Raw genomic sequence first — 25,678 nt, 5'->3', positions numbered from 1 at the left:
TCATTTAAACGAAAGGATATGGAAATAACATCACTGAAAAAACACAGGAACAACACAATCCCTAAATTAAAATACACGATTGACTACAACATGAGGGATTATTCTGACACGCCGTTTTTCAAACAGAAGTTAGCGAGGGCGAAAGCGTCCATTGCGAAAGCAGGGCTGCCGGACATGCGGGAAATGTATAAGGCTGCATTATCTGTAACCGGGCAATAAGCAGCCTGGCAATCTTCCTATTATGATTCCTGATCAGTAGACAGACTACTGATCAGGAATACCAGAACAAAGTACCTGACCGGTTAGATCAGCGATGAAGTGTTGAAATTGTTACAATATCTAAAACTTGATCATCACTTTATTCTTTTTCATCTTATAGCTGAAATTCGCTTTCTGTTTCAGTTCGTCCAGTACTTTTGACAGTGAAGCACCATTGAACTCGCCTTGTATCTCGCCGGCAGCTGACGCATTGCCATCCACATATATCTCAGTGCTAAACCATTCTTCCAGTTTCCTGACTGCATTCATAAAAGGCTCGCCGTTAAGAACCAGCTTATCCTGTAACCAGGCCTCCATCTCAGCTGCATGGTAAGTTTCCTTTTCCATCAGGTCAATTTCCTTATTGGCCAGTACCATATTGCCCCGGGCTAATACCTCGGGCTGGTTATCGGTATTGGAATGGTAGGATTTTGTTACAGTCACTTCCCCGTTCAGGACATAGCCGGTAGCGCCCTGTTGAGCTTCAAAGCAGCGGATCTTGAAAGAGGAGGGTACTTTAGCTGTCATGATCAGGATATTGGTCTTGACAGTCAAAGGGAATGCCGTAGAGTCGAAATAAGCCTCCCCGTCAAGCAATAAGGTACGGCTACGGGAATAGTCTGCCGGTACCAGCAATCGGGTATTACTATTCAGAATCACCGGGGCTCCGTCCGGTAGCGTAATTGTCTTCCGTTCACCTAATACCCCCTCGAAGGTAGTATACGTTTGCCCTTGCTCCTGGAAGGTGCTCAGGACAGGTTTATTACCCAACTGCTGACAGGAAGGTAAAAGCGTAAGGGAACAACAAAGCGATAGCAGGACGAAAATGCCCGCCCCTGCGCGGATTGTAGGTTGCTGCTGAATCAAAGGCACTGAGAATACTGATTTTGATGAAGATATAAAATTAAAGAAAAAAATATAGGAAGGAAGTTTTGTTGAGTTTAATTAAGATTACTTTATCAGATGATTTGTTTAAAAAAGTAAGATGTTCTTTAGATGTTATCAAAACGATTGTAAACGGATTGTTATACTTGTCAGATCATTTTTGCGATGACCGGTCAGCATACTAACTTTGCGGCCCATGGAAAAGCAGCTATCATTATCATTCGAGAATACCACCATAGCTTTTGAATCAAAGACAGACAAAGCATTAAAAAAAGCTGACTTCCTGTTTACAAACATAGGTAAGCCCTGGCTGGTGAAATTAGGCGCGGCGGTAACTCCGCTGGCCCTGAAGATGGGATTACCTATTAAAGGGTTGATCCGCAGTACTATCTTCAGTCAGTTCTGTGGAGGAGAAAGCCTCCAGGAAGCTGCTGAGACAGCCAGTCAACTGGGTAAATTTCACGTTGGGGTAGCGCTCGACTACGGAGTTGAAGCCATGGAAGGAGAGGAAAACTACGACCATGCTGTACCGGAGTTTGTACGTGCTATTGAGTATGCGGCTGGTAATCCGAATATTCCATTCATTGCTATCAAAGTGACCGGATTTGCTCGTTTCGGTCTGCTGGAGAAGATACACAGCAAAGAAGCCCTTACACCAGATGAAACTGCTGAATACGGCCGGGTACGTGCCCGTATCCATACCATCGCTGCTACTGCTGCCAAACATAGGATCGGTCTGCTGATAGACGCCGAGGAATCCTGGATCCAGCAACCTGTAGATGATCTGACAGACGAACTGATGGCGCAATTCAACAAAGAGAATGTTATTATATTTAACACCTTCCAGATGTACCGTCACGACAGACTGGCCTTCCTGAAACGCTCTTTTGAAAAGGCGCAGCAACAGGGCTATCTGTTAGGCGCTAAACTGGTAAGAGGTGCATATATGGAGAAAGAACGCAGACGTGCAGCTGAAATGGGTTATCCTTCTCCTATTCAACCTGATAAAGCTTCTACAGACAGAGACTATGATGCGGCTGTGACATTCTGCATGGAACGTCTCGATAAACTGGCTGTATTTGTGGGTACCCATAATGAGCAAAGCAGTATGCTGGCTGCCAGGCTTCTACATCAGCAGCAATTGCCACATAATCACCCGCATGTAAGCTTCTCACAGCTGCTTGGTATGAGTGATAATATCACCTTTAACCTGGCACATGCTGGTTATCATGTATCTAAATACCTGCCTTACGGCCCGGTGAAAGATGTAATGCCCTACCTGCTGCGCCGTGCACAGGAAAATACCTCTATCTCCGGACAGATGGGTCGTGAACTGGGATTAATCCGCAAGGAAAGAAAACGCCGAGGTATTTAGTTTTTTTAAGACGTTGTAACTTTCCAATACTAGTTGCGTTTCATAATAGTGTAACAACTGTTGTGAAACGCTTTTTTATTTGTGCCTTTGCTATACTGCAAGGTGTAATGTAACCATTGACTTATACCATCCACCTTAAAAGACATAAACCCAAATGTTATGAAAGTTCCTGTACTGTTGATGGCTGTGTCCATCGTAATCTTAATTGCAGCATGCAAAAAGGATCATTATACCCCGATACCTTCTTCCGCAGCTTACCTGTTTGGCGACTGGCAATTGATTGCCGTATACAGCTCTACAGGCGCTATGGGCTCCTGGTCTCCCGCTAGTAGTAATGAAAAAGCGTCCTTCAGTTCAAGTGGCAGATTTTCAGCTACAGACATGCATTTCAATGCCTACCGGATTGACTCTGTTTCCTCTGGGGTGGCCGGAGCTATGAAGGCGCTGCTCGTGCTTTACAAAACTGGTAAGGCGGAAGATGAAGCCCGCTATGATATCAGAAGAACTGCCAATGATACGCTTGAGCTATGGTATCAAAGCTGTTACGAGGGATGTGGCATCAAATACGTGCGCCGGAGATAATAAGGAGACTTATTGAAGGTTTTACTAATACACGATAGGTTGTAATGTTGCTGCCATATCAATAAGGCTGCCGCATAACTTGCTGGGTAAAATTTCGTTACTTTGCTCCATGGAACAATACCTTCAACTACTCCAACATATTATAGATCAAGGCAGTGTAAAGACTGACCGTACTGGCACCGGTACGACCAGCTGCTTTGGCGCTCAGCTCCGGTTTAATTTGCAGGAAGGCTTTCCGCTGATCACTACCAAAAAGGTTCACCTGAAGTCTATTATTTATGAACTGCTATGGTTCCTGAATGGCGATACTAATATCAAATATCTGAAAGATCATGGTGTAAGTATCTGGGATGAATGGGCAGATGAGAACGGAGATCTGGGACCAGTTTATGGTAAACAATGGCGTAGCTGGGAAACAAAAGACGGTAAAGTGATCGACCAGATCACGGAAGCGGTGAATACGATTAAGAACAACCCTGATTCACGCCGCATCATTGTGAATGCATGGAATGTAGGCGACCTGCCGCATATGGCATTAAGCCCATGTCACTGCCTCTTCCAGTTCTACGTAGCTGATGGTCGCCTGAGCTGCCAGTTATATCAACGTAGTGCAGACGTATTCCTGGGGGTGCCATTCAACATTGCCTCTTATGCCATATTAACGATGATGATGGCGCAGGTTTGTGATCTTGAACCAGGAGACTTTGTGCACACTTTCGGTGACGTACATCTCTACAGCAACCATATAGAGCAAGCTAAACTACAGCTGAGCCGTCAACCGTTTGAGTTACCGACACTGAAGATCAATCCGGCAGTAAAAGATATATTCGGCTTCAAATTTGAGGACTTTGAAGTGCTGAACTATCAGCATCACCCTCATATCAAGGCACCAGTTGCTATATAAGGGACCAGACATATCATATTATTCTGACTTATTAAATTATACTGCTTGACACTATCTATTATCGTTGCGGCCTCTGAAAATAATATCATCGGTATTAATAATCACTTGCCCTGGCATTTACCGGTTGACATGAAGTACTTTAAGGACACGACTATGGGAAAGCCTATCGTAATGGGCAGAAAGTCCTTCGAGGAACTAGGAAGAGTTTTACCAGGCAGACCTAATATCATGATTACCCGTAAGCCGGAATATGCCGCTGAAGGGTTACATATTGTACCCTCGCTGGAAGCAGGTATTGAAAAGGCAAAAACCTTTGGCACCGAAGAGATCTTTATTACCGGCGGTGGTGAGATATTTAAAATGGCCTTGCCGATAATTGACAGACTGTACCTGACACGTGTACATGCCGTTGTTGAAGGAGATACTTATTTCCCTGAATTTGATCCGCGTGGCTGGAAACTGGTGAAGAACGAGCGGCACGAAAAGGATGAAAAACATGCACATGCCCTGACGTTCCAGGTATGGGAAAGAGAGAAGTAAGGTAGCGCTGAGCGGTTTTTTCTCCAGTGTAATTGGCAGTACTAACTGCTTCCAGTGGTTTGGATATGTGATTGTTTTACACAATATTCTTATAATCAATTTTTTAATAGGCCTTGGGTGTTAGCATCCAGGGCTTATTTTTTTAATACTATTGACCTATATTTATGTAACTCAATATTCACCCAATTCCTATTCTATGAAGAGAACTTTACTATTGTTTGTATTACTATCCCTGTGCCGTTACGTAGTTGCCCAAAGCGTATCACAGGAGCTTCCTAAGCAATCATCAAATGCAGTCGTGCCGCCAGCGATGTGGACATTGCAGACCAGTTACCGAAATACCCGTCCCTGTGGCGATAGTGTAGTGCTGACCGCAAAAACCAATGCGACAAAGGGTGCTTACGTTATTACCTGGACTCCTGGTGGAAACGGTGACTCTATCCTTGTTACCCAGCGTAACAGGTTATACCTTGCGTCGTTAAAGGACAGGTCCGGCCGGGTATACAAAACGGATTCATTATGGTTACCTGTTAATGAACAGTTCACGGCCCGCCTTGAATTACATCAGGCACCTCACAGACGTCATGATACCCTGTACGCATATCCGTTATCATTTAATCTGAAATACACGTATCATTGGTATAAGGATAACAGATTTATCAATAGCGGATATTATCCTGTAATGAACGGTCTCACCAAAGGCGTGTACCATGTAGTAGTAACAGACGTTGCGACAGGTTGTAGCAGCCGCTCTGACACCCTACGTGTGGATAGTACATTAGGACAGCCTATTGATACAACCTGGAAGGTAAATATCAATGAAGTGAGCAGCAGCTTGTGCGGAGATACCGTATTGCTGTCTACAAATGTATTTGCAACAGACAACAACTATCATCTGGACTGGAATACAGGGGAGTCAGCAAGATCTATCTATGTACAGACTCCGGGCTTATATACAGTGGCACTGAAAGACAGTTATGGCAATACCCGTGCTGTAGATTCTATTATCGTAACATTGCCTCCGCGATTCATTGCATCACTGGCTGTACACCGTGCGCCTGTACCTGGTAATGATACGATCGTTGCTTATCCACATACGCCGACGTTTACAGGGTATTTCTATAAATGGTATCATAACGGGGCGGAAGTGCTTACAGGTAATACGCCTCATTTGTATCAGGCGGTACAGGGAACGTATATGGTGTATATACAAAGTGATGCAGGTTGTGAAAGCTGGTCAGACTCAATTACCTACTATCCTTCAGATACATTGAATGTAACTGCACGCAGAACACCTGTGCTGCCCGCTGCTAACGGTAATATTTCACTGAATGATGTTAAGGTAAAGGCTTATCCGAATCCGGCATCAGAGCTGGTATATATCCAGTTTGACAGGCCGTTATCGCAGAAGGTGACGATCAATGTATATAGTGCAAATGGCCGTCTTGTTCAAACGCGTACTACCAATCAACAACAGCAACAGCTGGATCTTTCCGCTCAGCCCAAGGGGTTCTATCTGATAGAACTAAAAACTAACGGCGCTAAAAAGACGATTTCCATATTACTGCAATAAAGCTTATTCAACGTAATAGGGCCTGACTGTTATATACAGTCAGGCCCTATTACGTTATAAATTGAGGCGGTTATATACGGTTATTTCATTCGACCTGCATTGATCACTTATTCCATTTTTGTGGAACGTGTTGCGCTTACTGATCCATCTATAGTATTTATCTGCACTGCTCATCCATCTGCCGGTCTATTTGCAGTCTTTTCTTCCGGTTGGTCCAAGCTGCATACCAGTAGTAAGTAGAAGGTACTTATTATCTGAATATCACTGTGCCTAATCCCTGCGTCAGCTCATTCTCTAATACTTTCAGGTGTTTATGCATTTCAATGCATTTGATCTGGTCTTCAAACACGGTGCACTTCTCCAGTTCCTGCTGATTTTCCATGATCATTTTCCTGATTTTTCTTAGAATAAGGTAGTTGGTGGTAGAGATGGTATCTTTCAGATAAGCGCCATCGCCATATACAGTATCAATTTCAAATTTATCCTTCCAGGCGGTGCTAAGCTCAGCTTCTTTATCCTCCATAATACCCACTACCAGTGTTGCAATGTCCTGGTCATTATGATAGAGGAACCACTTCTTATCTGGCAGGTTATCCTGGTCGTACATCAGCTTGTATTCCCGCAATACTCTTTTCACCAGTTCATTATCTGCCAGGGATTCAAAGTCGTAGGGCAGGTGGAAGATGTAGTCGGCTACGGTACTCTGGTCTTCTTCATTAAAAGGTTTATCACCAAAGCGCAGCAGTATCTTGACTAGTTCGCGTTCCTGCTTTTCGTCAGGATTGAAGAAATTCACTGCCGGCTCTCCACCATTTTCCATGGCTTCCAGTGCGGCAATAGCTTCGGGAGACAGATCGTCGTCTCCTGCAGGTGCGGCTGCGTTGTTATTATTGTCGCGGGCGAACTGTTGTTCCTTTTTCTGGAATCTTTCGCGGATGAATTTATTAACAAGATTTATAAGGCCCCCTTCATCAATCTTCAGCAGTTGACTGCACTGGCGGATGTAATCCTGTTGCCGGGTGAAGTCTTCTGTTTTATCAATCTTTGATATGGTTTCGGCAATCTCATTAACAAGCTGTGATTTGCGGCTGGTATCACTACCAGCATCCTGCATAGATATCTGCAGCTTGAAGAGTATGAAATCCTGCTTATTAGCCGCTATAAACTCCCGAAAGGCATCAGCGCCTATCTTTTGTACGTAGCTGTCTGGGTCTTCCTTATCGGGGATTAAAACCAGCTTTACGTTCAGACCTTCCTCAATCGCCATGTCCAATCCTCTCAGTGCTGCCTTTACACCGGCATTGTCACCGTCAAAGAGGATAGTCAGGTTATTCGTATATTTTTTAATCAGCCTGAGCTGGTGTTGCGTCAGCGAGGTGCCACTAGAGGCTACTACGTTTTCAATTCCCGCCTGATGGAGGGAGATAACGTCTGTATAACCTTCTACCAGCAGACATTCATTTAGCTTGTCAATTGCATGCCGGGCAAAGTAAGTACCGTACAGCACCCGGTTTTTAACGTAAATCTCGTTTTCAGGAGAGTTGACATACTTAGGTGCGCGATCATTCTTGACAAGTATACGTGCGCCAAACCCCAGTACTTTCCCGCTCTGGTTATGGATAGGGAAGATGACCCGGCCCCGGTAGTTATCACCAGGCTGTTCATTCCTGATAGTAACAAGACCAGTTTTTTGCAGGTAGTCCAGGTTATAGCCCTTGGCTAACGCTGTTTTTGTGAAGGCATCCCAGGTATTGAGGCTGTACCCCAGCTGGAATTTACGAATGGTTTCCTGGGTGAAACCACGCTCTTCAAAGTAGCTGAGACCGACATTCTGGCCTTCTTCCGTATTAAATAACGTATTGGAAAAGTATTCGCGGGCAAAGTTGTTGATGATATAAAGGCTGTCCGCCATCAGCTGTTGCTGCCTGATCTCCGGACTTACCTCTGTCTCCTCAACAGGTACGTCGTACTTCTGTGCCAGCCACCGAAGGGCTTCGACATAGGAATACTTTTCATGTTCCATCAGGAACTTAATGGCGTTGCCACTCTGGCCACATCCGAAACACTTGAATATCTCCTTGCTGGGAGTAACAGTGAAGGAAGGCGTCTTTTCATTATGGAAAGGACAGAGGCCAAGGTAATTGGCGCCCCGCTTTTTCAATTTCACGAAATTGCCCACTATCTCCACGATGTCAATCCGGCTGAGTATCTGCTGTATGGTATTTTGTGAAATCAATGGCGCTAAAAATTCAGACTGCGAATTTAACTAAAAAACACCGCTTGACCGGCCACACAGTTTGTAATGAGAATCAGTTCCTTATCTGAGGAAGCAGATGGAGGTATGCCTAGCCATATCTCCGGAAATATGCCCAACAAAAGTAACATATGGTAAAAAAGTACCTTAATTCGATAATTTACCATTTATTTTCGACAGGCACTTATCCTAATTTCGGTCAACACGTTTCCGAAGACTAAAAACAGCTATATAAAGAACGAGGGGATAGACGAGTGTTAACGCATTTTGCCAATAACGACCAACGGCTGGCTGCACGCCTGCGAACAAGTGATCATAACGCTTTTGAAGAATTATACGCTGCCTATCATCAGCTGTTATACAGCACAGCCTATAAGTACCTGAAAAGCGATTCGGTTGCTGAAGACGCCGTACATGAAGCCTTTGTAAAGGTCTGGGTACACCGGGAAGAACTTGACCCTGTACAAGGCGTTCGCAATTATCTCTTCAGATGCCTGAAGTTTCATGTGCTTAACCTCATCCGCGACCAGAAACGCAGTCTCTCCAAACAATATGAACTAGTATACAATACATCCGCTGAACACAGAGACGCGGAGGCGACTGTGATCCTTAATGATTACAAAAAAGTCGTAGAGCGTGCTGTGAATAACCTTTCTGCACAAAAGAAAAGAATATTCAGGCTGCGCTCTTACGAGGGACTCACCAACGAAGAAGTAGCCGAGAAACTAGGCTTGTCCATTAACACTGTTAAATTCCAATATGCACAGGCTAGTAAGACCCTCCGTCATGCACTCAAGATTATGATGAGCACCTTCTTCACACTGGCCATTTTCCTGCAGGTAATTCTTTTTTAAACTTTTTTTTCTATTGGTATAATACTTTCCCTTTTCCCAGGTGTAGTATATACAGAACGTCACATATCAGTTGTTGATTTTATAACTGTCATCCACATTATGGAGTTTTTAGACCCAAGTCTGCTACATAAATATGAGCATAACCAATGTACTCCTGAAGAATACGAAAGAGTACTCGAATGGTTTTCCACACCCGAAGGACGGGAATACCTGGATGCTGCTATCATGCGGGAACTGGAAAGTGAAGAACCAGCATCACTTATGCCATCATCACAAGCGGCAGACCTTTACCAGCGTATACTGGATACCACTGGTCAGGAACAGTTACAACATCGCCGGAACCGCCGGTTTACAGGTCTCAAAGTGGCTGCGATGATATCGGGAGCTATCCTGCTCGCTTATGGCGGATGGATGTTTACCGGTCGTCAGCGCAGCACAATTTTCCACACAGCCTATGGAGAAGTACGCACTGTCGTATTGCCCGATCAGTCGGTGGTAACACTGAATGGCAACAGTACCCTGCGCTATGCGGGTACCTGGGATGGCGACAGTCAGCGCGAAGTCTGGGTAGAAGGAGAGGCATTTTTTTCCATCAAACCTTCAGCTGTTCCCCGTTCTTTCCTGGTGCATACTGCCAGTGATATGAATGTGGAAGTGCTGGGTACCAGCTTTAACCTGGTTGATCGTCATGGCCGCATGCAAGTAGTGCTTAACAGCGGAAAGGTACGACTGCATAGCAGTAAGACACCAGAAGAAACGGTCATTATGCAACCCGGAGATCTTGTTGAATACAAGGAACAGGTACGCATCAAGGTGAAGAAACATGCTAATCCGCAGCAATACTCTTCCTGGAAAACTAACAATCTCCAGTTTGAGAATGTCAGCTTCGCTGAATTGGCACAATTGTTAGAAGACACCTACGGCGTAAAGGTAGAAATCAAAGATACCTCCCTGTTACATCAGGAATTTACAGGTACTATACCGGGCCAGCAGATTGACATGTTGCTGAGCGGGCTTTCACAATTATTTCACCTGAAAGTGAACCATGTCGGAAACAGTGTAATTATTGAGAAACAAAACTAAATAGTAAAACAATGCAGTTAACGCTGCCAGCTGGTGTACAACAGCAAGCAGTGGCCAACGCAGGGGTAAATCATCAAACTTAACATCTCATGAACAAGTTCATTAGTGCCTTTATGGCGGCTGTGGGCATGGCATGCTATTGCCATATGCCGGCAGAAGGGCAGGACCTGGCATCGCTGGGACAACCCGTACGCCCTTTGGAAAAAATTCAGACGAAGTCATTGAAAAATGTGCTGGATGGGCTTGAAGTAAAATATAATGTACACTTCATGTACAAAAGCAATCTCGCAAAATTGCAGTTGTCACATATTGAAAGCGCTAAAGGAACTTCGCTGGAAGAAGAACTGAAAAGTATTACCACTCCAAATAAATTACGGTATAAGAAGATGGGAGACGGCTTCTATATCGTCTTCTCCCAGGATGATGAACCGGCAGATGCTGCTGCTCCTGCGGCTCAAATACCGGCTCCGTCATCGTCAGCCAGCAGCATAACTGTTGCTGCTCCTGTTGCTATCCCTGTTAAAGGGACTGTAACTGATGATAAAGGTCAGCCTATCCCTGGTGTAACCGTCCTGGTAAAAGGGACTACAAACGGTACTTCTACCGGCCCCGATGGCTCCTGGTCTTTACAAGTGCCTGACGAAAATGCCACGCTGGAGTTTTCCTTCATTGGCTATTCCAAACAGGAGGTAAAAGTAGGTAGCCGTACCTCTTTTTCTATTAAACTGATGCCTGACGTTACTGCTATGAATGAAGTAGTGGTGGTAGCCTATGGTACACAGAAAAAAGTAAACGTTACCGGCGCTATTGCTGCTGTTGACGGCGCAGATCTTAACTGGAAACCTGTGGGGCAGGTGTCTGCTGCATTACAGGGTGTTGCCTCTGGTGTAACTGTAACTACTACCAGTGGTCAGCCGGGTGTTGACCAGGGTACGGTTCGCATCCGTGGTATCGGTACGATGAACAGCACTGATCCGCTAGTACTTGTAGACGGTGTACAGATGAATATGAACGATATTGATGCAAATGATATCGCATCCATGTCTGTGCTGAAAGATGCTGCTTCTTCCGCTATCTATGGGGTAAGAGCTGCCAATGGTGTAATACTCATCACGACTAAAAGAGGCGCTTCGGGTAAAGCCAAAGTATCCTATTCCAACTACTTCGCCTGGCAGCGCCCTGCAAGGCTGGCAAAATATGTAGGTGCCAAGGACTTTATGAACCTTGCTAACCTGACTGCTACCAACTCCGGCGGTACTGCTTCTTATTCTGATGCCCAGATTGCTGCATATGACGATCCAAACCGTAATAACTTCACACATCCGGATAATTACTGGCTGGACGATATCCTTACAGGTAGCGGTTTCCAGCAGGAGCATAGCCTCGGTGTAAGCGGTGGTACAGAAGATGTGAAATATCGCTTCTCTGCCAATTACTTCGATCAGGCTGGTCTGATCTCTAATATGGATTTCAATCGTCTTACTGTTCGTCTGAATACAGATATCAATGTGACAAAGAAACTCACCTTTAGTGCAGATATCGCTGCGCGCTTGGGCAACAGACAAGAGCCACAGGGCGCTTCAGGGTCGGCCTGGTATCAGTTCGGACAAGGCGCTATCATCAACCCACTATATCCTATCAGGTATGCGGATGGTACCTGGCCCGTGATCAGAGGTGGACAGAACCCTATCCGCTTACAGGAAGAAGGTGGTCTGTACCAATATAAAAGCAACCTGTTTACCGGTAACTTCAAAGCAACTTACAATCTTGCCAAAGGCTTGAAACTGACAGGTCTTACATCCGTTAACTACCGCTCTGATTACAACAGCGTACGTGAGAAAACACTGACCTATTTCAAAGATCCTGGTACTAACGAAGACCCATTGTTACTCGGACAAAACTCTGTAAAGAAACTGTACCAGGGTTACTGGTTCAGGAACTACCAGGGATTAGCAGAGTACTCCAATAACTTCGGCAGGCATAACTTTACTATACTTGGTGGCGCTTCCCGCCTCACTGAAACTACAGATGACCTGAGCGGTTACAGGGTGAACCTGCCAGGTAACCTGGGACAGATTGATGCAGGCGAGCAGAATGGACAGATCGCAGAAGGTAATGCTGTCGCTTATTCCCTGGTATCGTTCTTCGGCAGATTGAACTACTCATTTGATGATAAATACCTCTTTGAAGCCAACCTGCGTCGCGATGGTTCCTCCCGCTTCTCTGAAGGACAGAAATGGGGCCTGTTTCCATCATTCTCCGCCGGATGGCGTATATCAGGAGAAGAGTTTATGAAGAGCGTTTCCGTAATCAATAACCTGAAACTGCGTGGCTCCTGGGGTAAACTGGGTAATGACGTTATCCTGAACAGAGACAGGCAGACGACTAACTACCCTTATCAGTCACAATACTACTATAACAGTTATCCATTCGGCGGCGTACTGCGTCCTGCTGCTGGTATCACTATCTACCCCAATTCCGGCCTGACCTGGGAAACTACTGTCATGACAGATATTGGTATTGATGGTACGCTGTTCAAGAACCTGGACTTCACATTCGACTACTACGTTAAAAACACAAACGATATCCTTCTGTTCCTGCCAATTTCTCCTTCTGTAGGCCTTGATCCGTCTGCACAGAATGCAGGTAAGGTAAGGAATAAGGGATGGGAGTTTGCAGTGAACTACCGTGGTAAGATCGGAGAACTGAATTATAACATAGGCGGTAATCTCTCTGATGTACACAATACGGTTATCGATATCAAAAATACCGATGCAATCACCAGAGATAATAACTACATCTATACAGGTCTGGTAACCGGTAAACCCATTGGTAGCTTCTATGGATATGAAGTAGAAGGCATCTTCCAGGACGCTGCGCAGGTAGCTGCTCATCCTACACAACCATTCCCTACTACAGGGCCTGGCGACCTGATATACAAAGATCAGAACAATGATAAGGAAGTAAAAGAAGGCGCTGTTGACAAAGGCGGCGACATGGTATATCTCGGTAGCCCGATCCCAAGATTTACGTATGGTATCAACCTGGGAGCAGATTTCAAAAACTTTGACTTCACTGCTTTCTTCCAGGGAGTTGCTAAAGTAGATATTCACACGCTGCCCATAGAAAGAGCGCCTACCAATACTGACGGTAACTTCAGAGAACAACACCTGAACAGCTGGACGCCTGACAATACCAGTGCAGACTTCCCAAGGCTGGTGAGCACTTTACAGAACTACCAGTCTTCTTCCTACTGGGTGAAAAGCGGCGCATATCTGCGTCTTAAAAGCTTACAGCTGGGATATACATTGCCATCAGGTATCATGAAGCGCGCTGGTTTCGACAGATGCCGCCTCTATGTGAGTGGACAGAACCTGCTGACGTTCTCTCCGCTGGCAAACGATATAGACCCGGAATCTCCTAATGACAGCAGGTATTACCCGCAGGTGAAGACCTTCACTTTCGGATTAAATGTGCAATTCTAAACAACGTAGTCATGAAGAAATTATCAATAATAATAGCACTGGCAGGTCTGGCGACTGTGACAGCCTGTAAGAAAGCACTGGACGAACAGCCGCAGGATGCAGTAAGCCGCGAAACCTTCTGGCAGACTGAAGCCGATGCAATCAACGCTGTAAATAACTGTTACCGCCGCTTAGGGGATGTAGATAACCGCATGTTCCTGACCTGTGTAACTGATGATAGTTATGCATGGAGTAACTGGCCCAGTGACGCTATCTATGTAGGCAATGGTAGTGCCTCTATCAGCACCGGCATGTTCGATAACTTCTGGAGCAATTTCTATAAGATGATCGCTTCCTGTAATGATGTGCTGGAAAACATTGACAGAGACAAAGCATTATCCGAAGAACTGCTGAACAGGCTAAAAGGGGAAGCCCGTTTTATCAGGGCCTACGCTTATCAGCAGCTGATAGGGCTGTATGGAGATGTAGTACTGAGAACTACTATTCCCCCTACCAGCGAATTTAATGTGAAGCGTACATCCCGTGCAGAAGTAGCTGAGTTTATTGTAAAAGAACTTGATGAGATCAGCGCCTCTCTTCCTGTATCCTATGATGCGGCAGATGAAGGCCGCGCTACCCGCGGTGCAGCCCTGGCACTCAAGTCCCGCGTGTTGCTGTATGAAGGTAAATATCCTGAAGCAGCTGAAGCTGCACAGGCGGCCATGAGCCTGGGCTCGTACATCATTGACCCCAGCTATCTGAGCTTGTTTGACGGAACTAACAAAAACAGTAAGGAAATTATCTTGTCTGCCCGTTATGTGAAGAACACTTTGCCTAATGCCATGGCTACCTGGGTAGGCGGTCCGTCTTTGGGTGGATGGTCAGAGATCACGCCGTTGCAGTCGCTGGTAGATGCCTATGAATGTACGGATGGAAAGACAATCGGAGCGTCTGCATTATATGATCCTGCTCGCCCTTTTGAAAACCGTGATCCTCGTCTGAAGCTCACAATAGTAGTGCCGGGCGTACAGGTAAACGGGGTAACAATCGATGTGACCAATCTGAACGGTCTGGATGCATTGGGGAAAGGCAATGCTTCGTTTACCGGATACTACTACAAGAAATACGTTCCCCGCGATATCCAGGGTAACTGGGACAACAACTCTTACAATGACGTAGTCCTGATGCGATACGCAGAAGTGCTGCTAAACTATGCAGAGGCAAAAATAGAAAGTAATCAGATTGACCAGACGGTATACGATGCTATCAACCAGGTAAGACAACGTACCGGTGTGGATATGCCGGCACTGACACCTGCTAATACCAGCGGACAGGAAGCATTACGTGTGGCCGTGAGAAGAGAGAGAAGGGTAGAGTTTCCAATGGAAGACAACCGCCTGTTTGATATCCGCCGGTGGAAGATAGCAGAGCAGGTAATGGCAGGCCCTGCATATGGTATCCTGAATAACTTTGATGCCAACCGTAAAGACGACTACGGAAAAAATATACTGGTGGAACAACGTAGTTTCCAGCCTGGCCGTGATTATCTCTGGCCGGTGCCACAGCGCGAAGTATCACTTAACTCCGGCGTATTGCCTAATAATCCGGGTTGGTAAACCATATTTCCGTTGCCTGATCAGGAACGGTTATGTTCAGAGAATGTCGGCCGTCTCAGTTTCCTGAGGCGGCTTTTTTCATAAAAAACACCTTAACGTTTTTTTAACCCTATACATGTAACTTTCGGTTATATTTGCGCGCTTAACGGTAAAATACCTATACATGGCCCGCCTATTACTGACCTATGTACTGTTAATCACCTGTTTTATATTGGGAGGATGTGTTGATGATAGATGGCAAAGAGGTGAATTTGACGCTTATGTACCAATTTATGATAATGATCCCGCTTTAAAATCTGTCAGCTATCTGCCTCCAAGAAAGACGCAACACGGAGGGAAATTGTACACGTATGGAACTTACCTGCTACAGGAGGAAACTGATTCCGGCCTCCATATTATCTCTTACCAGGACCCGGCGCACCCCGTAAAAACCGGTTTTCTGCGTATCCCGGGCTTCCATAAGGCAGCTATAGAAAATGGTTATCTCTATGCAGATAACTTTGATGATCTGGTGGTCATCCCACTCAATGATCTGCCGGCGCTGACACGCGTAGGCAGGGTGCCACGTACGTGGACGTCGCGCGACTTTCCCCCTTACAGGCATGTCTACTTTGAATGTGTGGATCCGTCTAAAGGCGTTGTTGTCGGATGGCGGAAGACCAAAGTCAACAACCCCAAATGCCGGGTGATGAGCAGTTATTATTTCGACTATGGTGAAGAGCGTCCGCGTTTCAGTGCGGGTATAGTAGTCCGGAACAATTATCTATATCTGGCAGACAATAGTACGCTTGTATCTTATGCTATCACACAGCCACTTGCACCCGTATTAAAACAACGACTGGAAACAAGCTGGATCATTGACAGTATTTATGCATTGAACGGACAGCTGGCTGTCTCAGACGTAAAATATCATGGTACCAACCTGTATAATATTAATGATGCAGGAGACATTATCATTCATACAGACCTGGACCTTTCTTCCTGCCAGCTGCTGCTTGCGAAAGGCCAGTATCTGTACACTGTGCCGAACCCTGCACGCAACTCCTGCTATCCTGCTCCGCTGCATGGGATGACAGTATATGAGATGGATGCAAATTCGGCAGCTACTGAAAGGTTTAATCTGCCTTTTGATACTACCTATACCATGGCATTAACCGGCAATCATCTGTATGCTGGCACGCTGAAAGGCATCAGTATACTGGATGTCTCTGCACCGCCGGCTGTTACCCGCTTTGCTGATAAAGCAGCTGATGCCTATACAGACATCATGATTACAGGTAAATACCTGTATTGCCGAAGTAAGACTGCTATTGACTGTTATGACATCTCTGTTCCTGCTGCTATTCAGTTCATCTCAAAACTTGCCTACTAATGAAACAACTATACGCTGTAATCTTCTGTTTATGCCTTACAGCTGCTGCCTTTTCCCAGGGCAGGTCTGCCGGCAACAGCCGTCGTGCGAAAGTGGCTATACCAGCAGTATCTTTCAGTCATAAAGGAGTAGATGAATCTCTACTTACAGGATGGAGTCTGAGTACAAACCTGCTATCCCTCTACGCTGCCGACGGAGGCATATCCCTGGCAGCAGAATACCGCTTCAATAAAAGCTGGAGCGTCGTTGTGGAAGGATGCGGTATATTCATAGATTCAAAGAATTTCTATGACCTGAGAGGCAGATTTACCCCTAAAGCACAAGGCTTTTATGTACGCCCTGAAATCAGGTATTATCTGCCTGGTAAATATAGAAGATACCGTTGGTTCTTCGGACAGGAGATTGCTTATAAACAGGTAGCTTTCCTTGAGGAACGCATTGAAAGAATCGGCGGTAGTAATCCTGATGAAGGCATATATGATTATGAAAAACTGTCTGTTTATGATAAGACAAAACGCATCTACAGTACATCCGGTAAATTCGGGATGCAGACGTTCTTCGATAAGCAGCACCATTTTCTTTTCGAGTTCCATGCCGGACTAGGTGTAAGGTACAAGACTTACAGCTATAAAGCTGAACCTCCTGCAAGCAGTTACCTGGAAGACAGGAACTACAATTTCGACAGCCGGGAAGATCGCAGATATCTCTGGGATATCAGTATTCCAATGGCAGTCAAATTCGGTTACAGATTCTGATATTCCCCACCTCCATAAATCAGCAAGATGAAGCATTTACTACTTACGTTTTATGCCCTGATATTTTCCGGCGTACTCCTAGCGCAGGATGCACCGCCGGCTGCTCAGAAGAAAGGGCCAGCCCGCACAGGTATTATCTTACATACTACCCTGAGCACATTGACAGAAACAGATGCCGGCCCATCACTGGGAATAGAATACCGGTTATTGAGAAGCCTGGCATTTAGTGTGGATGCTACCGCGTTGTTGTACTCCCTGCCTGATGTGTATGATGATTACTATACCCGGAGCGGCTACCGGATCAGGCCGGAAATTAAGTTTTTCCCTGCCTGGGGATTGAAGGAAAGCCGTGCTTTCTATGTCAGTTTAATGGGTACATACAAACGTGTCGGATCAGATGAGGTAGACTATGATGATGAAGCCTACCCACATCCAGTTAGAAGAATAAAGCAGGTGCGTGCGCTTTCTGCGAATATGGGTATCCAGCGTTACCTGGGTCCGCAGCGCCGTTTTATGCTTGAACTGTATGCAGGTCTGGGTTTACGGCACCGTCGTACCACACCGCTTCCTTACTATGCTGAACTGGATGAAAAAGGTCTCTTTGAAGGACCGCACCTTACAATAGATGAAGACGGATATAATCCACAGGTCGCATTCGGGTTTAAGCTGGGCTACCGTTTCTGAAATTCGTTATATTTGGTGAAAACCAAACAATCTTAACAGTTCCGCCCCCGGGCGCAACGTAAATTTCTACGGATGAAAGAAGTATTTATAGTTTCAGCAGTGCGTACCCCCATAGGATCTTTCAATGGCGCATTGGCTTCCTTTTCTGCGACACAACTCGGTTCTATCGTAATGAAAGCTGCATTGGAAAAAGCTGGCGTACCGGCAGATGCGGTGAATGAAGTATATATGGGTAATGTGATCAGTGCTAACCTGGGACAGGCACCTGCTAACCAGGCCAGTATTCATGCCGGCATTCCCACTAATGTGCCCTGTACGACTGTTAATAAGGTCTGTGCCTCTGGTATGAAAGCTATTATGTTAGGTGCGCAGAGTATCCTTTCCGGTGATAATGATGTGGTAGTTGCCGGCGGTATGGAAAGTATGAGCAACGTGCCCTACTACCTGGATAAAGCCCGAGGTGGTTACCGGTTAGGTAATGGTGCTATTACAGACGGTATTATCCGTGATGGTCTCTGGGATCCTTATAAGGATTTCCATATGGGCAACGCGGCAGAACTTTGCGTTACCGAATATAAACTAACCCGTGAAGAGCAGGACGCCTATGCCATACAGAGCTATAAGCGGGCAGCGGAAGCTACAGAAAGCGGTTATTTCAAAGATGAGATCATTCCGGTTGAAGTGCCTGGAAAACAGGTAGTTACAGTAACGGAAGATGAGGATTATAAAAAGGTGAATTTCGATAAAATACCTACACTCAAGCCTACTTTCCAGAAGGATGGTACAATTACAGCTGCAAATGCATCTAATCTGAATGACGGTGCGGCAGCAGTGTTGCTGGTAAGCGGAGAGAAACTGAAGGAACTCGGATTGAAGCCATTGGCGAAGATCATCAGTTTTGCAGATGCCTCTCAGGCCCCTGAGTGGTTTACTACGACACCGGTAAAAGCGGTGAATAAAGCACTTGAAAAAGCAAAGCTGACGGTTGCAGATATGTCATTTGTAGAGATCAATGAGGCCTTCTCCTGTGTAGCACTGGCAAATGAGCGTGACCTGGGCCTCTCTGCAGATAAGGTAAATGTATGGGGCGGCGCGGTGTCAATGGGGCATCCTATTGGCTGCAGCGGGGCGCGTATTGTAGTGACGCTCAGTTCCATACTGCGGAAGAACGGTGCACGTTATGGCGTTGCAGGCATCTGTAATGGCGGCGGCGGCGCAAGTGCTATAGTGATTGAAAACGTGGCAGGTAATTAAGCATCAGTAAGTAAAGATCAGACATCAACAGGGCAGAGAAGTATCGCATGACTTACTTTGCTGCTGATAAAACAGAAAGGGCGTTCCGGTAGCGGAACGCCCTTTCTGTTTTATCAGTATCGGCAGGGTAATGTTGGTCACTGGCCGGCCTTTGTTATCGGTTAGTGTTTTATACCATCCCGTCACCATAAGGGCACCAAAAGGGCACTTCAATATCCCCGGGATATTGAGGTGCCCTTAATATGATGAATTTGTGCAGCTTAGGTATGAATACCAGAACGGGTATTATACCATCACTGACCAACGGTTATAGATGGCGGGTGATAATTCACTAAATTGCTTGCTTAGTTTCTTAATGCGATCGTCGTATCTACCGTCATGGTATTACCAGGTTCGTTTACCAGGCTCACCAGCAGTCGTACGCTATCTTCCGCAGTTTTTTCAGTTTTCATCGCCGTCAGTTGTCCTTCCGGTGTGATTACATCTCCTGAAATCTTTTCAAACAACCAGTATTTATCTTCTACAAGGCTGTAACGGGGGGAGCGGTAGATGATATCGACGGATTTAGTCTGGATAGCGTAGTCGTCATCGATGGGATAACGTTTCAGTTCTCCGTCGGACAGTAATCCGAGACCGGCAATCACGGTAAGGGTACGCAGGGGAGGGAGGAGCAGGCCAAAGAGCAGTACGAAGGGAAATCCGTAGAAAGCACAGAGGTATACCCATTTACCGGATACTTCCTGCGGTGTGAGGCCATACAGCAGTATACCAGACCCGGCATATAACGTCAGAAATATTCTTTCGGTGTGAGCGCCTTTAAATCCGTAACCACTTACCAGCAGTAAGATGCAGAGGATGGAAAAGACGCACATGGCCAGGTGGAAATACCAGAGTAACCCGGTAATCAGTGGTGCTTTGACCTTTTTAATCTTACAGGATATGGCGGCCAGAAAGCAGATAGAAAGGACAGTAACTGTAAACATAGGATAGGATATTAACTTGTAACAGGCAGTAAGACTGCTAATATATATAATATTCGATATATAGTATTTAAAATCTGCCGGACTTCCCTCTGAAGTTTTCCTTTGCTTTTTTCGCCAACAAACAATAATTTTGCCCCTGCCTCAGTATAAATGAGGTATTAAACTTTCAAACTTTAAGAGTAACAGCATGCGTCAGATAGCTTTCAGACAAGCCTTACGAGAAGCCATGCAGGAAGAAATGCGTCGTGATGACCGCGTTTTCCTGATGGGAGAGGAAGTAGCAGAATACAACGGAGCCTACAAAGTTAGCCAGGGAATGCTGGATGAGTTTGGCCCGAAGAGAGTAATAGACACGCCAATCGCCGAGCTGGGTTTCACTGCTATCGCTGTTGGAGCTGCTCAGAATGGTCTCCGTCCAATCGTTGAATTTATGACCTGGAACTTTGCCGTACTGGCACTGGATCAGATCCTGAACACAGCATCTAAAATGCTGGCAATGAGTGGTGGACAGGTAGGTTGCCCTATCGTTTTCCGCGGACCTAACGGTTCTGCAGGTCAGCTGGGTGCACAGCACTCTACGGCCTTCGAAAGCTACTATGCTAACATTCCTGGTTTAAAAGTTATATCCGTATCTAACCCATATGATGCAAAAGGTCTGTTGAAAGCGGCTATCCGTGATAACGATCCGGTTGTATTCATGGAGAGTGAGGTAGGTTATGGCGATATGGGTGAAGTACCTGAAGAGGATTACATCATTGAAATTGGCAAGGCTGATATCAAACGCGCTGGTAAAGACGTAACCATCGTATCTTTCAACAAAATGATGAAAGTTGCCCTGGGTGCTGCTGAAGAGCTGGCGAAAGAAGGTATCGAAGCGGAAGTAATTGACCTGCGTACGATTCGTCCACTGGACTGGTTCACCATCCTGGAATCAGTGAAGAAAACTAACCGCCTGGTAATTGTTGAAGAGCAGTGGCCATTTGCGAGCGTTTCTTCCGAGATCTCTTACCGTATTCAGAAGGAAGGCTTTGACTACCTGGATGCTCCGATCCGTCGTATCACTGCTGCTGATGCACCAATGCACTATGCTCCGAACCTGGTGAAAGGTTACCTGCCAGACGTAGAGCGTACTGTGAAACTGGTGAAAGAAGTGATGTACATGAAGAAGTAACAGCTACTTTGTTATAAAAGAAAGAGGCCGTATCGTTGATGCGGCCTCTTTTTATTGTAATGCCTGCCTTCTAAGGCCGGCTATGAGTATCTTGGTTATCAGCCAAAAAGATCGGAAGACAGATACCTGTCACCCCTGTCACAAATAATACATACCAGTATACCGCGTTCAAGCTCCCGGGAGATTCTTTCAGCCGCAGATACAGCGCCTCCGCTGCTCATTCCGCAGAATATACCTTCGTCTTTTGCCAGTCTGCGGGTCATAGCCTTGGCCTCTTCTTCAGAAATATCCATAATACGGTCTATCCTGGATTTGTCGAATATCTTGGGCAAATAAGCCTCCGGCCACTTGCGGATACCGGGTATTTTGCTGCCATCAGTAGGTTGGCAACCGACAATCTGCACCTGGTTATTCTGTTCTTTCAGGTATTTTGAGACCCCCATAATAGTACCCGTAGTACCCATGGCACTGACAAAGTGGGTGACTTCCTGGTTGGTGTCGCGCCATATCTCCGGGCCTGTTGTTTTGTAGTGCATACCGTAGTTGTCTGGGTTGCCGAACTGGTTCAGCATATGATAACCGCCTTTCGCTACCTGGGCGTTGGCATAGTCAATAGATCCTTCCATGGAATCCTCTTTAGGCGTCAGGATCACCTTGGCCCCAAATGCTTCCATTGTCAGTACCCGCTCGCGGGTAGCATCTTCAGGCATTACCAGTTCTATTTCCACACCAAACAGACTTGCGATCATGGCCAGGGCAATACCCGTGTTACCACTGGTCGCTTCAATCAGTTTAATACCCGGTTTGATTTCTCCTCTGTCCAGTGCGCCTTTGATCATACCATAGGCTGCTCTGTCTTTCACACTGCCTCCCGGATTGTTCCCTTCCAGTTTTGCGTAAATGGTGACATCAGGATTAGTGCTGACGCTTTTAAGCGCCACCATGGGCGTGTTACCCACAAGATCTAATATTGAATGCATTTAATAACTGTTTTCAACAACATTAACACTGCCGTCAGCCCTGTAATATATGCGGCTGAAAGGAGCAGTGCTTTTAATCAGCCATACATTACCGCCGATAATACTATGGTGTCCTACCACAGTATCGCCACCGAGTATGGTAGCGCCGGCGTAAATGATGACATTGTCTTCTATAGTAGGGTGACGTTTGCTGCGGGCCATGTCTTTTTCCACACTTAATGCGCCGAGCGTCACACCCTGGTATATTTTTACGTTGGAGCCGATAACGGTTGTTTCACCGATGACGATCCCGGTACCGTGGTCGATGCAGAAATAGGGGGCTATTACTGCCGACGGATGGATGTCGATACCCGTACAACTATGCGCCAGTTCGGTGATCATGCGTGGCAGCAGGGGAATCTTCATGAGTTGCAGGGCATGCGCCACGCGATAGAAGGCGATGGCATAGAAGCCGGGATATGCCCTGATTACCTCGTACATACAGGTAGCTGCAGGGTCGCCCTTGTAGATGGCTTCTGCATCTTTTCCCAGCGCATCATAGATGGCAGGAGCCTGCTCCATAAACTGCGTGCTTAATACTTCTGCTGTAGCAGGCAATTGCTGTTGCATAGGCAACAATAACTGTTGCAACTCCAGCTGCAGCATATGCGCGTATTCTTCGAGCAGCACAATATCCGCCATCACCTTTCCGGTATATTCAGGAAAAAGCCAGTTTATGAAGTTATTGGCAAAGTCGTTCACCGCACTCGTAGGAGGATAAGCAGTCGCTGCAGCAAGCTGGTGCCTCCGCCTCAGTTCTTCTAAAAGTTGTTGCATGTTCAAGAGAATTACAGGATTGAGGGAAAACGATCATTGAAATTACGTATTAAAGTCGAAAGTCCATAAGGCCTGTAGACAAATAAACCGGGTTTAACAGCATTTGTTATCTTGACCGGGATCAACTATTTTACCGTAATTTTGTTCGTTGTTCACTAAAATAATGATATGGCCAGCATTCTGATAATTGATGATGAAAGAAGCATACGTAAAACGCTATCTGAAATTCTGAGTTATGAAGGGTATAAGGTGGAAGAGGCAGCTGATGGTGCGGAAGGATTCAAGATGTTCAAAGATAAGCAGTACGATGCTGTGCTCTGCGATATAAAAATGCCCAAGATGGACGGGCTGGAATTTCTGGAAAAAGCCAGGGAAATCAATACGGACGTGCCTATTATAATGGTATCTGGTCATGGTAACATTGATACGGCAGTAGAAGCGGTCAAGAAAGGGGCATATGACTATATTTCCAAACCACCTGATTTAAACCGGCTGCTGATCACACTGCGGAATGCGATGGATAAGAGTAATCTGGTTACAGAGACCAAGACCCTTCGCCGTAAAGTGAACAAGACACAGGAAATGATCGGGACGTCTGCGCCGATTGTAAAAATAAAGGAGACGATTGAGAAGGTAGCCCCTACCGATGCACGTGTGCTGGTAACCGGCGAAAACGGTGTAGGTAAGGAGCTGGTAGCCCGCTGGATACATGAGCGCAGTAACCGTGCAACAGGCCCGATAGTAGAGGTGAACTGTGCGGCTATTCCGAGTGAACTGATTGAAAGCGAGTTGTTTGGGCATGAGAAAGGATCGTTCACCTCTGCCGTAAAGCAGCGCATCGGTAAGTTCGAGCAGGCGAATGGCGGTACGCTGTTCCTTGACGAAATCGGGGATATGAGCCTTAGCGCCCAGGCCAAAGTATTGAGAGCCTTGCAGGAAGGGAAGATCACCCGCGTAGGTGGTGATAAAGAGATCAGTGTGGATGTACGTGTTGTGGCGGCTACTAATAAAGACCTGCTAAAGGAAGTGGAAGACAAGAATTTCCGTCTTGACCTCTATCATCGCCTCAGCGTCATCCTGATCCATGTACCATCCCTGAATGACCGCCGTGACGATATACCGGCATTGGTAGATCATTTCCTGGAAAGTGCCTGTCAGGAGTACGGAATGGCCAAAAAGCAGATAGACAAGGAAGCAATGAAGGCGTTGCAGCAGCATAACTGGTCGGGTAACATCCGTGAACTGGGTAATGTGGTGGCTCGTCTGGTCATCCTTTCCGGTAAGACTATTACCGCAGATGATGTCTTTGACTATGTATTGCCTTCCAGGGAAAAAAAGAAGATGAACGCATAAGATAAAAGAAGGCTGTTCCATAGGGAATGGCCTTCTTTTCTAATAATCCGCTGGGAATACATTTCCCGCAATTTCACCCGTCATATTCAGCAAGGGACCATGGAAAAACACCTATACCTGCTCAGCGGAATGGGAGCAGACAGAAGAATATTTAAAAACCTCACTTTTCCAGCTGGTTACACCGTCCACTACCTGGACTGGCTTACCCCGGAAGCCGGAGAGACCTTCCCTGCATATGCAGCCCGTATGGCCGCAGGCATAGCGCATGAACATGTTACACTCATAGGCGTATCTTTTGGAGGTATGCTGGCAGTAGAGATAGCCAGGCAAAGGCCGGTACAGAAGGTCATCCTGATCAGTAGTATTAAAAACACCCTGGAGAGGCCGCCTTACCTGGGTTGGGTGAAGAAAACAGGCTTGCTGGTATTGCTCCGTTTACCGGATGCCATCATATTTACCCGCAGAAAAGGAATCGTTAAGATCTTCCTGAATGCAGAAACAGATGAGGAGCTGCAGCTGCTGTCAGATTACATGCGTAAGACATCTTACGGATATCTGCGTTGGGGAATACGTACGATTGTGCACTGGGCTAATGATTTTGTGCCGGCATCCATTGTACATATCCATGGGGGCAAGGATCGTGCTTTTCCAATGAAATTTGTCAAAGCTGATTATACCATTGCTGATGGAGGGCATTTTATGGTCTATAACCGTGCAGCGCAGATCAGTGATATCCTTGCCAAAGAGTTATCATGAGCCGGTACGGCAAATGCTGCACTACCTGGTATGAGTGCCTGGGGAAGTAAGGACAACTGCCGGAAAACGGTCTGTTTCAATGTCCTTACATGTAAAAAAGTTTATTAAATCAACCTAATCCTATTATTTTAGCAAAACATTTGGTTAGTATTAATTAGCTTGCAGG

22 protein-coding genes are annotated in these 25,678 nt (G+C 46.0%); 17 read left to right on the top strand and 5 right to left on the bottom strand.

The window, feature by feature from the left end; translation table 11 throughout:
• Positions 1 to 18 precede the first annotated feature (18 nt).
• A complete protein-coding gene (locus tag K1Y79_RS11895) occupies positions 19 to 219 on the top strand; it encodes a hypothetical protein (RefSeq protein WP_220250236.1) in 201 nt (66 codons plus the stop codon).
• 120 nt (positions 220 to 339) lie between these two features.
• Here K1Y79_RS11895 and K1Y79_RS11890 read toward each other — a convergent pair whose 3' ends face one another.
• The gene (locus tag K1Y79_RS11890; protein WP_220250235.1) at positions 340 to 1,131 is read right to left on the bottom strand and encodes a FecR family protein; all 792 of its coding nucleotides are present in this window, start codon (positions 1,129 to 1,131) and stop codon (positions 340 to 342) included.
• Positions 1,132 to 1,339: 208 nt separating this feature from the next.
• On the opposite strand from K1Y79_RS11890, the gene K1Y79_RS11885 reads away from it, so the two are divergent.
• The 5 genes from K1Y79_RS11885 (at position 1,340) to K1Y79_RS11865 (ending at position 6,117) form a co-directional block, all read left to right on the top strand.
• Positions 1,340 to 2,518: a proline dehydrogenase family protein gene (locus K1Y79_RS11885; RefSeq protein ID WP_220250234.1), complete on the top strand. Its 1,179-nt coding sequence runs from the start codon at positions 1,340 to 1,342 to the stop codon at positions 2,516 to 2,518.
• Between the two features lie 159 nt (positions 2,519 to 2,677).
• Complete coding sequence (locus tag K1Y79_RS11880; protein ID WP_220250233.1) at positions 2,678 to 3,100, top strand: hypothetical protein; 423 nt, start codon at positions 2,678 to 2,680, stop codon at positions 3,098 to 3,100.
• 109 nt (positions 3,101 to 3,209) lie between these two features.
• Positions 3,210 to 4,004 carry a thymidylate synthase gene (locus K1Y79_RS11875; protein ID WP_220250232.1) on the top strand — a complete coding sequence of 265 codons (795 nt, stop codon included), beginning with the start codon at positions 3,210 to 3,212 and terminating at the stop codon, positions 4,002 to 4,004.
• Positions 4,005 to 4,049: 45 nt separating this feature from the next.
• Positions 4,050 to 4,544, top strand: coding sequence for a dihydrofolate reductase (locus K1Y79_RS11870; RefSeq protein ID WP_220250231.1), 495 nt, complete (start codon positions 4,050 to 4,052; stop codon positions 4,542 to 4,544).
• 196 nt (positions 4,545 to 4,740) lie between these two features.
• Positions 4,741 to 6,117 carry a T9SS type A sorting domain-containing protein gene (locus K1Y79_RS11865; RefSeq protein ID WP_220250230.1) on the top strand — a complete coding sequence of 459 codons (1,377 nt, stop codon included), beginning with the start codon at positions 4,741 to 4,743 and terminating at the stop codon, positions 6,115 to 6,117.
• A 250-nt stretch (positions 6,118 to 6,367) separates the two neighbouring features.
• Here the strand turns inward: K1Y79_RS11865 and dnaG are convergent, their stop codons facing one another.
• Positions 6,368 to 8,353 (bottom strand): DNA primase, encoded by a 1,986-nt coding sequence (dnaG, locus tag K1Y79_RS11860; RefSeq protein ID WP_220250229.1) that lies wholly within the window; start codon positions 8,351 to 8,353, stop codon positions 6,368 to 6,370.
• Positions 8,354 to 8,625: 272 nt separating this feature from the next.
• On the opposite strand from dnaG, the gene K1Y79_RS11855 reads away from it, so the two are divergent.
• The 8 genes from K1Y79_RS11855 (at position 8,626) to K1Y79_RS11820 (ending at position 19,453) form a co-directional block, all read left to right on the top strand.
• Positions 8,626 to 9,225 (top strand): RNA polymerase sigma factor, encoded by a 600-nt coding sequence (locus tag K1Y79_RS11855; protein ID WP_220250228.1) that lies wholly within the window; start codon positions 8,626 to 8,628, stop codon positions 9,223 to 9,225.
• Between the two features lie 99 nt (positions 9,226 to 9,324).
• The gene (locus tag K1Y79_RS11850) at positions 9,325 to 10,308 is read left to right on the top strand and encodes a FecR family protein (RefSeq protein ID WP_220250227.1); all 984 of its coding nucleotides are present in this window, start codon (positions 9,325 to 9,327) and stop codon (positions 10,306 to 10,308) included.
• 89 nt (positions 10,309 to 10,397) lie between these two features.
• Positions 10,398 to 13,793: a SusC/RagA family TonB-linked outer membrane protein gene (locus tag K1Y79_RS11845; RefSeq protein WP_220250226.1), complete on the top strand. Its 3,396-nt coding sequence runs from the start codon at positions 10,398 to 10,400 to the stop codon at positions 13,791 to 13,793.
• Between the two features lie 11 nt (positions 13,794 to 13,804).
• The gene (locus K1Y79_RS11840; RefSeq protein WP_220250225.1) at positions 13,805 to 15,388 is read left to right on the top strand and encodes a RagB/SusD family nutrient uptake outer membrane protein; all 1,584 of its coding nucleotides are present in this window, start codon (positions 13,805 to 13,807) and stop codon (positions 15,386 to 15,388) included.
• Positions 15,389 to 15,551: 163 nt separating this feature from the next.
• Positions 15,552 to 16,760, top strand: coding sequence for an LVIVD repeat-containing protein (locus K1Y79_RS11835; RefSeq protein WP_220250224.1), 1,209 nt, complete (start codon positions 15,552 to 15,554; stop codon positions 16,758 to 16,760).
• Positions 16,760 to 17,515 (top strand): DUF3575 domain-containing protein, encoded by a 756-nt coding sequence (locus K1Y79_RS11830; protein ID WP_220250223.1) that lies wholly within the window; start codon positions 16,760 to 16,762, stop codon positions 17,513 to 17,515. The genes K1Y79_RS11835 and K1Y79_RS11830 overlap by 1 nt, the downstream gene beginning before the upstream one ends.
• A gap of 27 nt (positions 17,516 to 17,542) precedes the next feature.
• Complete coding sequence (locus K1Y79_RS11825; RefSeq protein ID WP_220250222.1) at positions 17,543 to 18,199, top strand: hypothetical protein; 657 nt, start codon at positions 17,543 to 17,545, stop codon at positions 18,197 to 18,199.
• Positions 18,200 to 18,271: 72 nt separating this feature from the next.
• Positions 18,272 to 19,453, top strand: coding sequence for an acetyl-CoA C-acyltransferase (locus K1Y79_RS11820; protein ID WP_220250221.1), 1,182 nt, complete (start codon positions 18,272 to 18,274; stop codon positions 19,451 to 19,453).
• Positions 19,454 to 19,797: 344 nt separating this feature from the next.
• On the opposite strand, the gene K1Y79_RS11815 is transcribed toward K1Y79_RS11820, so the two are convergent.
• Complete coding sequence (locus tag K1Y79_RS11815; protein ID WP_220250220.1) at positions 19,798 to 20,436, bottom strand: hypothetical protein; 639 nt, start codon at positions 20,434 to 20,436, stop codon at positions 19,798 to 19,800.
• A 187-nt stretch (positions 20,437 to 20,623) separates the two neighbouring features.
• On the opposite strand from K1Y79_RS11815, the gene K1Y79_RS11810 reads away from it, so the two are divergent.
• Positions 20,624 to 21,607, top strand: coding sequence for a pyruvate dehydrogenase complex E1 component subunit beta (locus K1Y79_RS11810; RefSeq protein ID WP_220250219.1), 984 nt, complete (start codon positions 20,624 to 20,626; stop codon positions 21,605 to 21,607).
• A gap of 98 nt (positions 21,608 to 21,705) precedes the next feature.
• On the opposite strand, the gene cysM is transcribed toward K1Y79_RS11810, so the two are convergent.
• The gene (gene cysM / locus K1Y79_RS11805) at positions 21,706 to 22,587 is read right to left on the bottom strand and encodes a cysteine synthase CysM (protein WP_220250218.1); all 882 of its coding nucleotides are present in this window, start codon (positions 22,585 to 22,587) and stop codon (positions 21,706 to 21,708) included.
• Positions 22,588 to 23,403, bottom strand: a complete 816-nt coding sequence (locus K1Y79_RS11800) for a serine O-acetyltransferase (protein WP_220250217.1) — start codon at positions 23,401 to 23,403, stop codon at positions 22,588 to 22,590.
• A 168-nt stretch (positions 23,404 to 23,571) separates the two neighbouring features.
• Between K1Y79_RS11800 and K1Y79_RS11795 the strand changes: the two genes are divergently transcribed.
• Positions 23,572 to 24,756, top strand: a complete 1,185-nt coding sequence (locus K1Y79_RS11795) for a sigma-54-dependent transcriptional regulator (protein ID WP_220250216.1) — start codon at positions 23,572 to 23,574, stop codon at positions 24,754 to 24,756.
• Positions 24,757 to 24,855: 99 nt separating this feature from the next.
• The gene (locus tag K1Y79_RS11790) at positions 24,856 to 25,512 is read left to right on the top strand and encodes an alpha/beta hydrolase (protein ID WP_220250215.1); all 657 of its coding nucleotides are present in this window, start codon (positions 24,856 to 24,858) and stop codon (positions 25,510 to 25,512) included.
• The last annotated feature ends 166 nt before the right edge of the window (positions 25,513 to 25,678 follow it).

The sequence above is a fragment of the Chitinophaga rhizophila genome (assembly GCF_019492185.1).
In the GTDB taxonomy this organism is placed as follows: domain Bacteria; phylum Bacteroidota; class Bacteroidia; order Chitinophagales; family Chitinophagaceae; genus Chitinophaga; species Chitinophaga rhizophila.
Note: the sequence above shows the minus strand (reverse complement) of the source record. Positions and strands in the feature narration are given on the sequence as shown.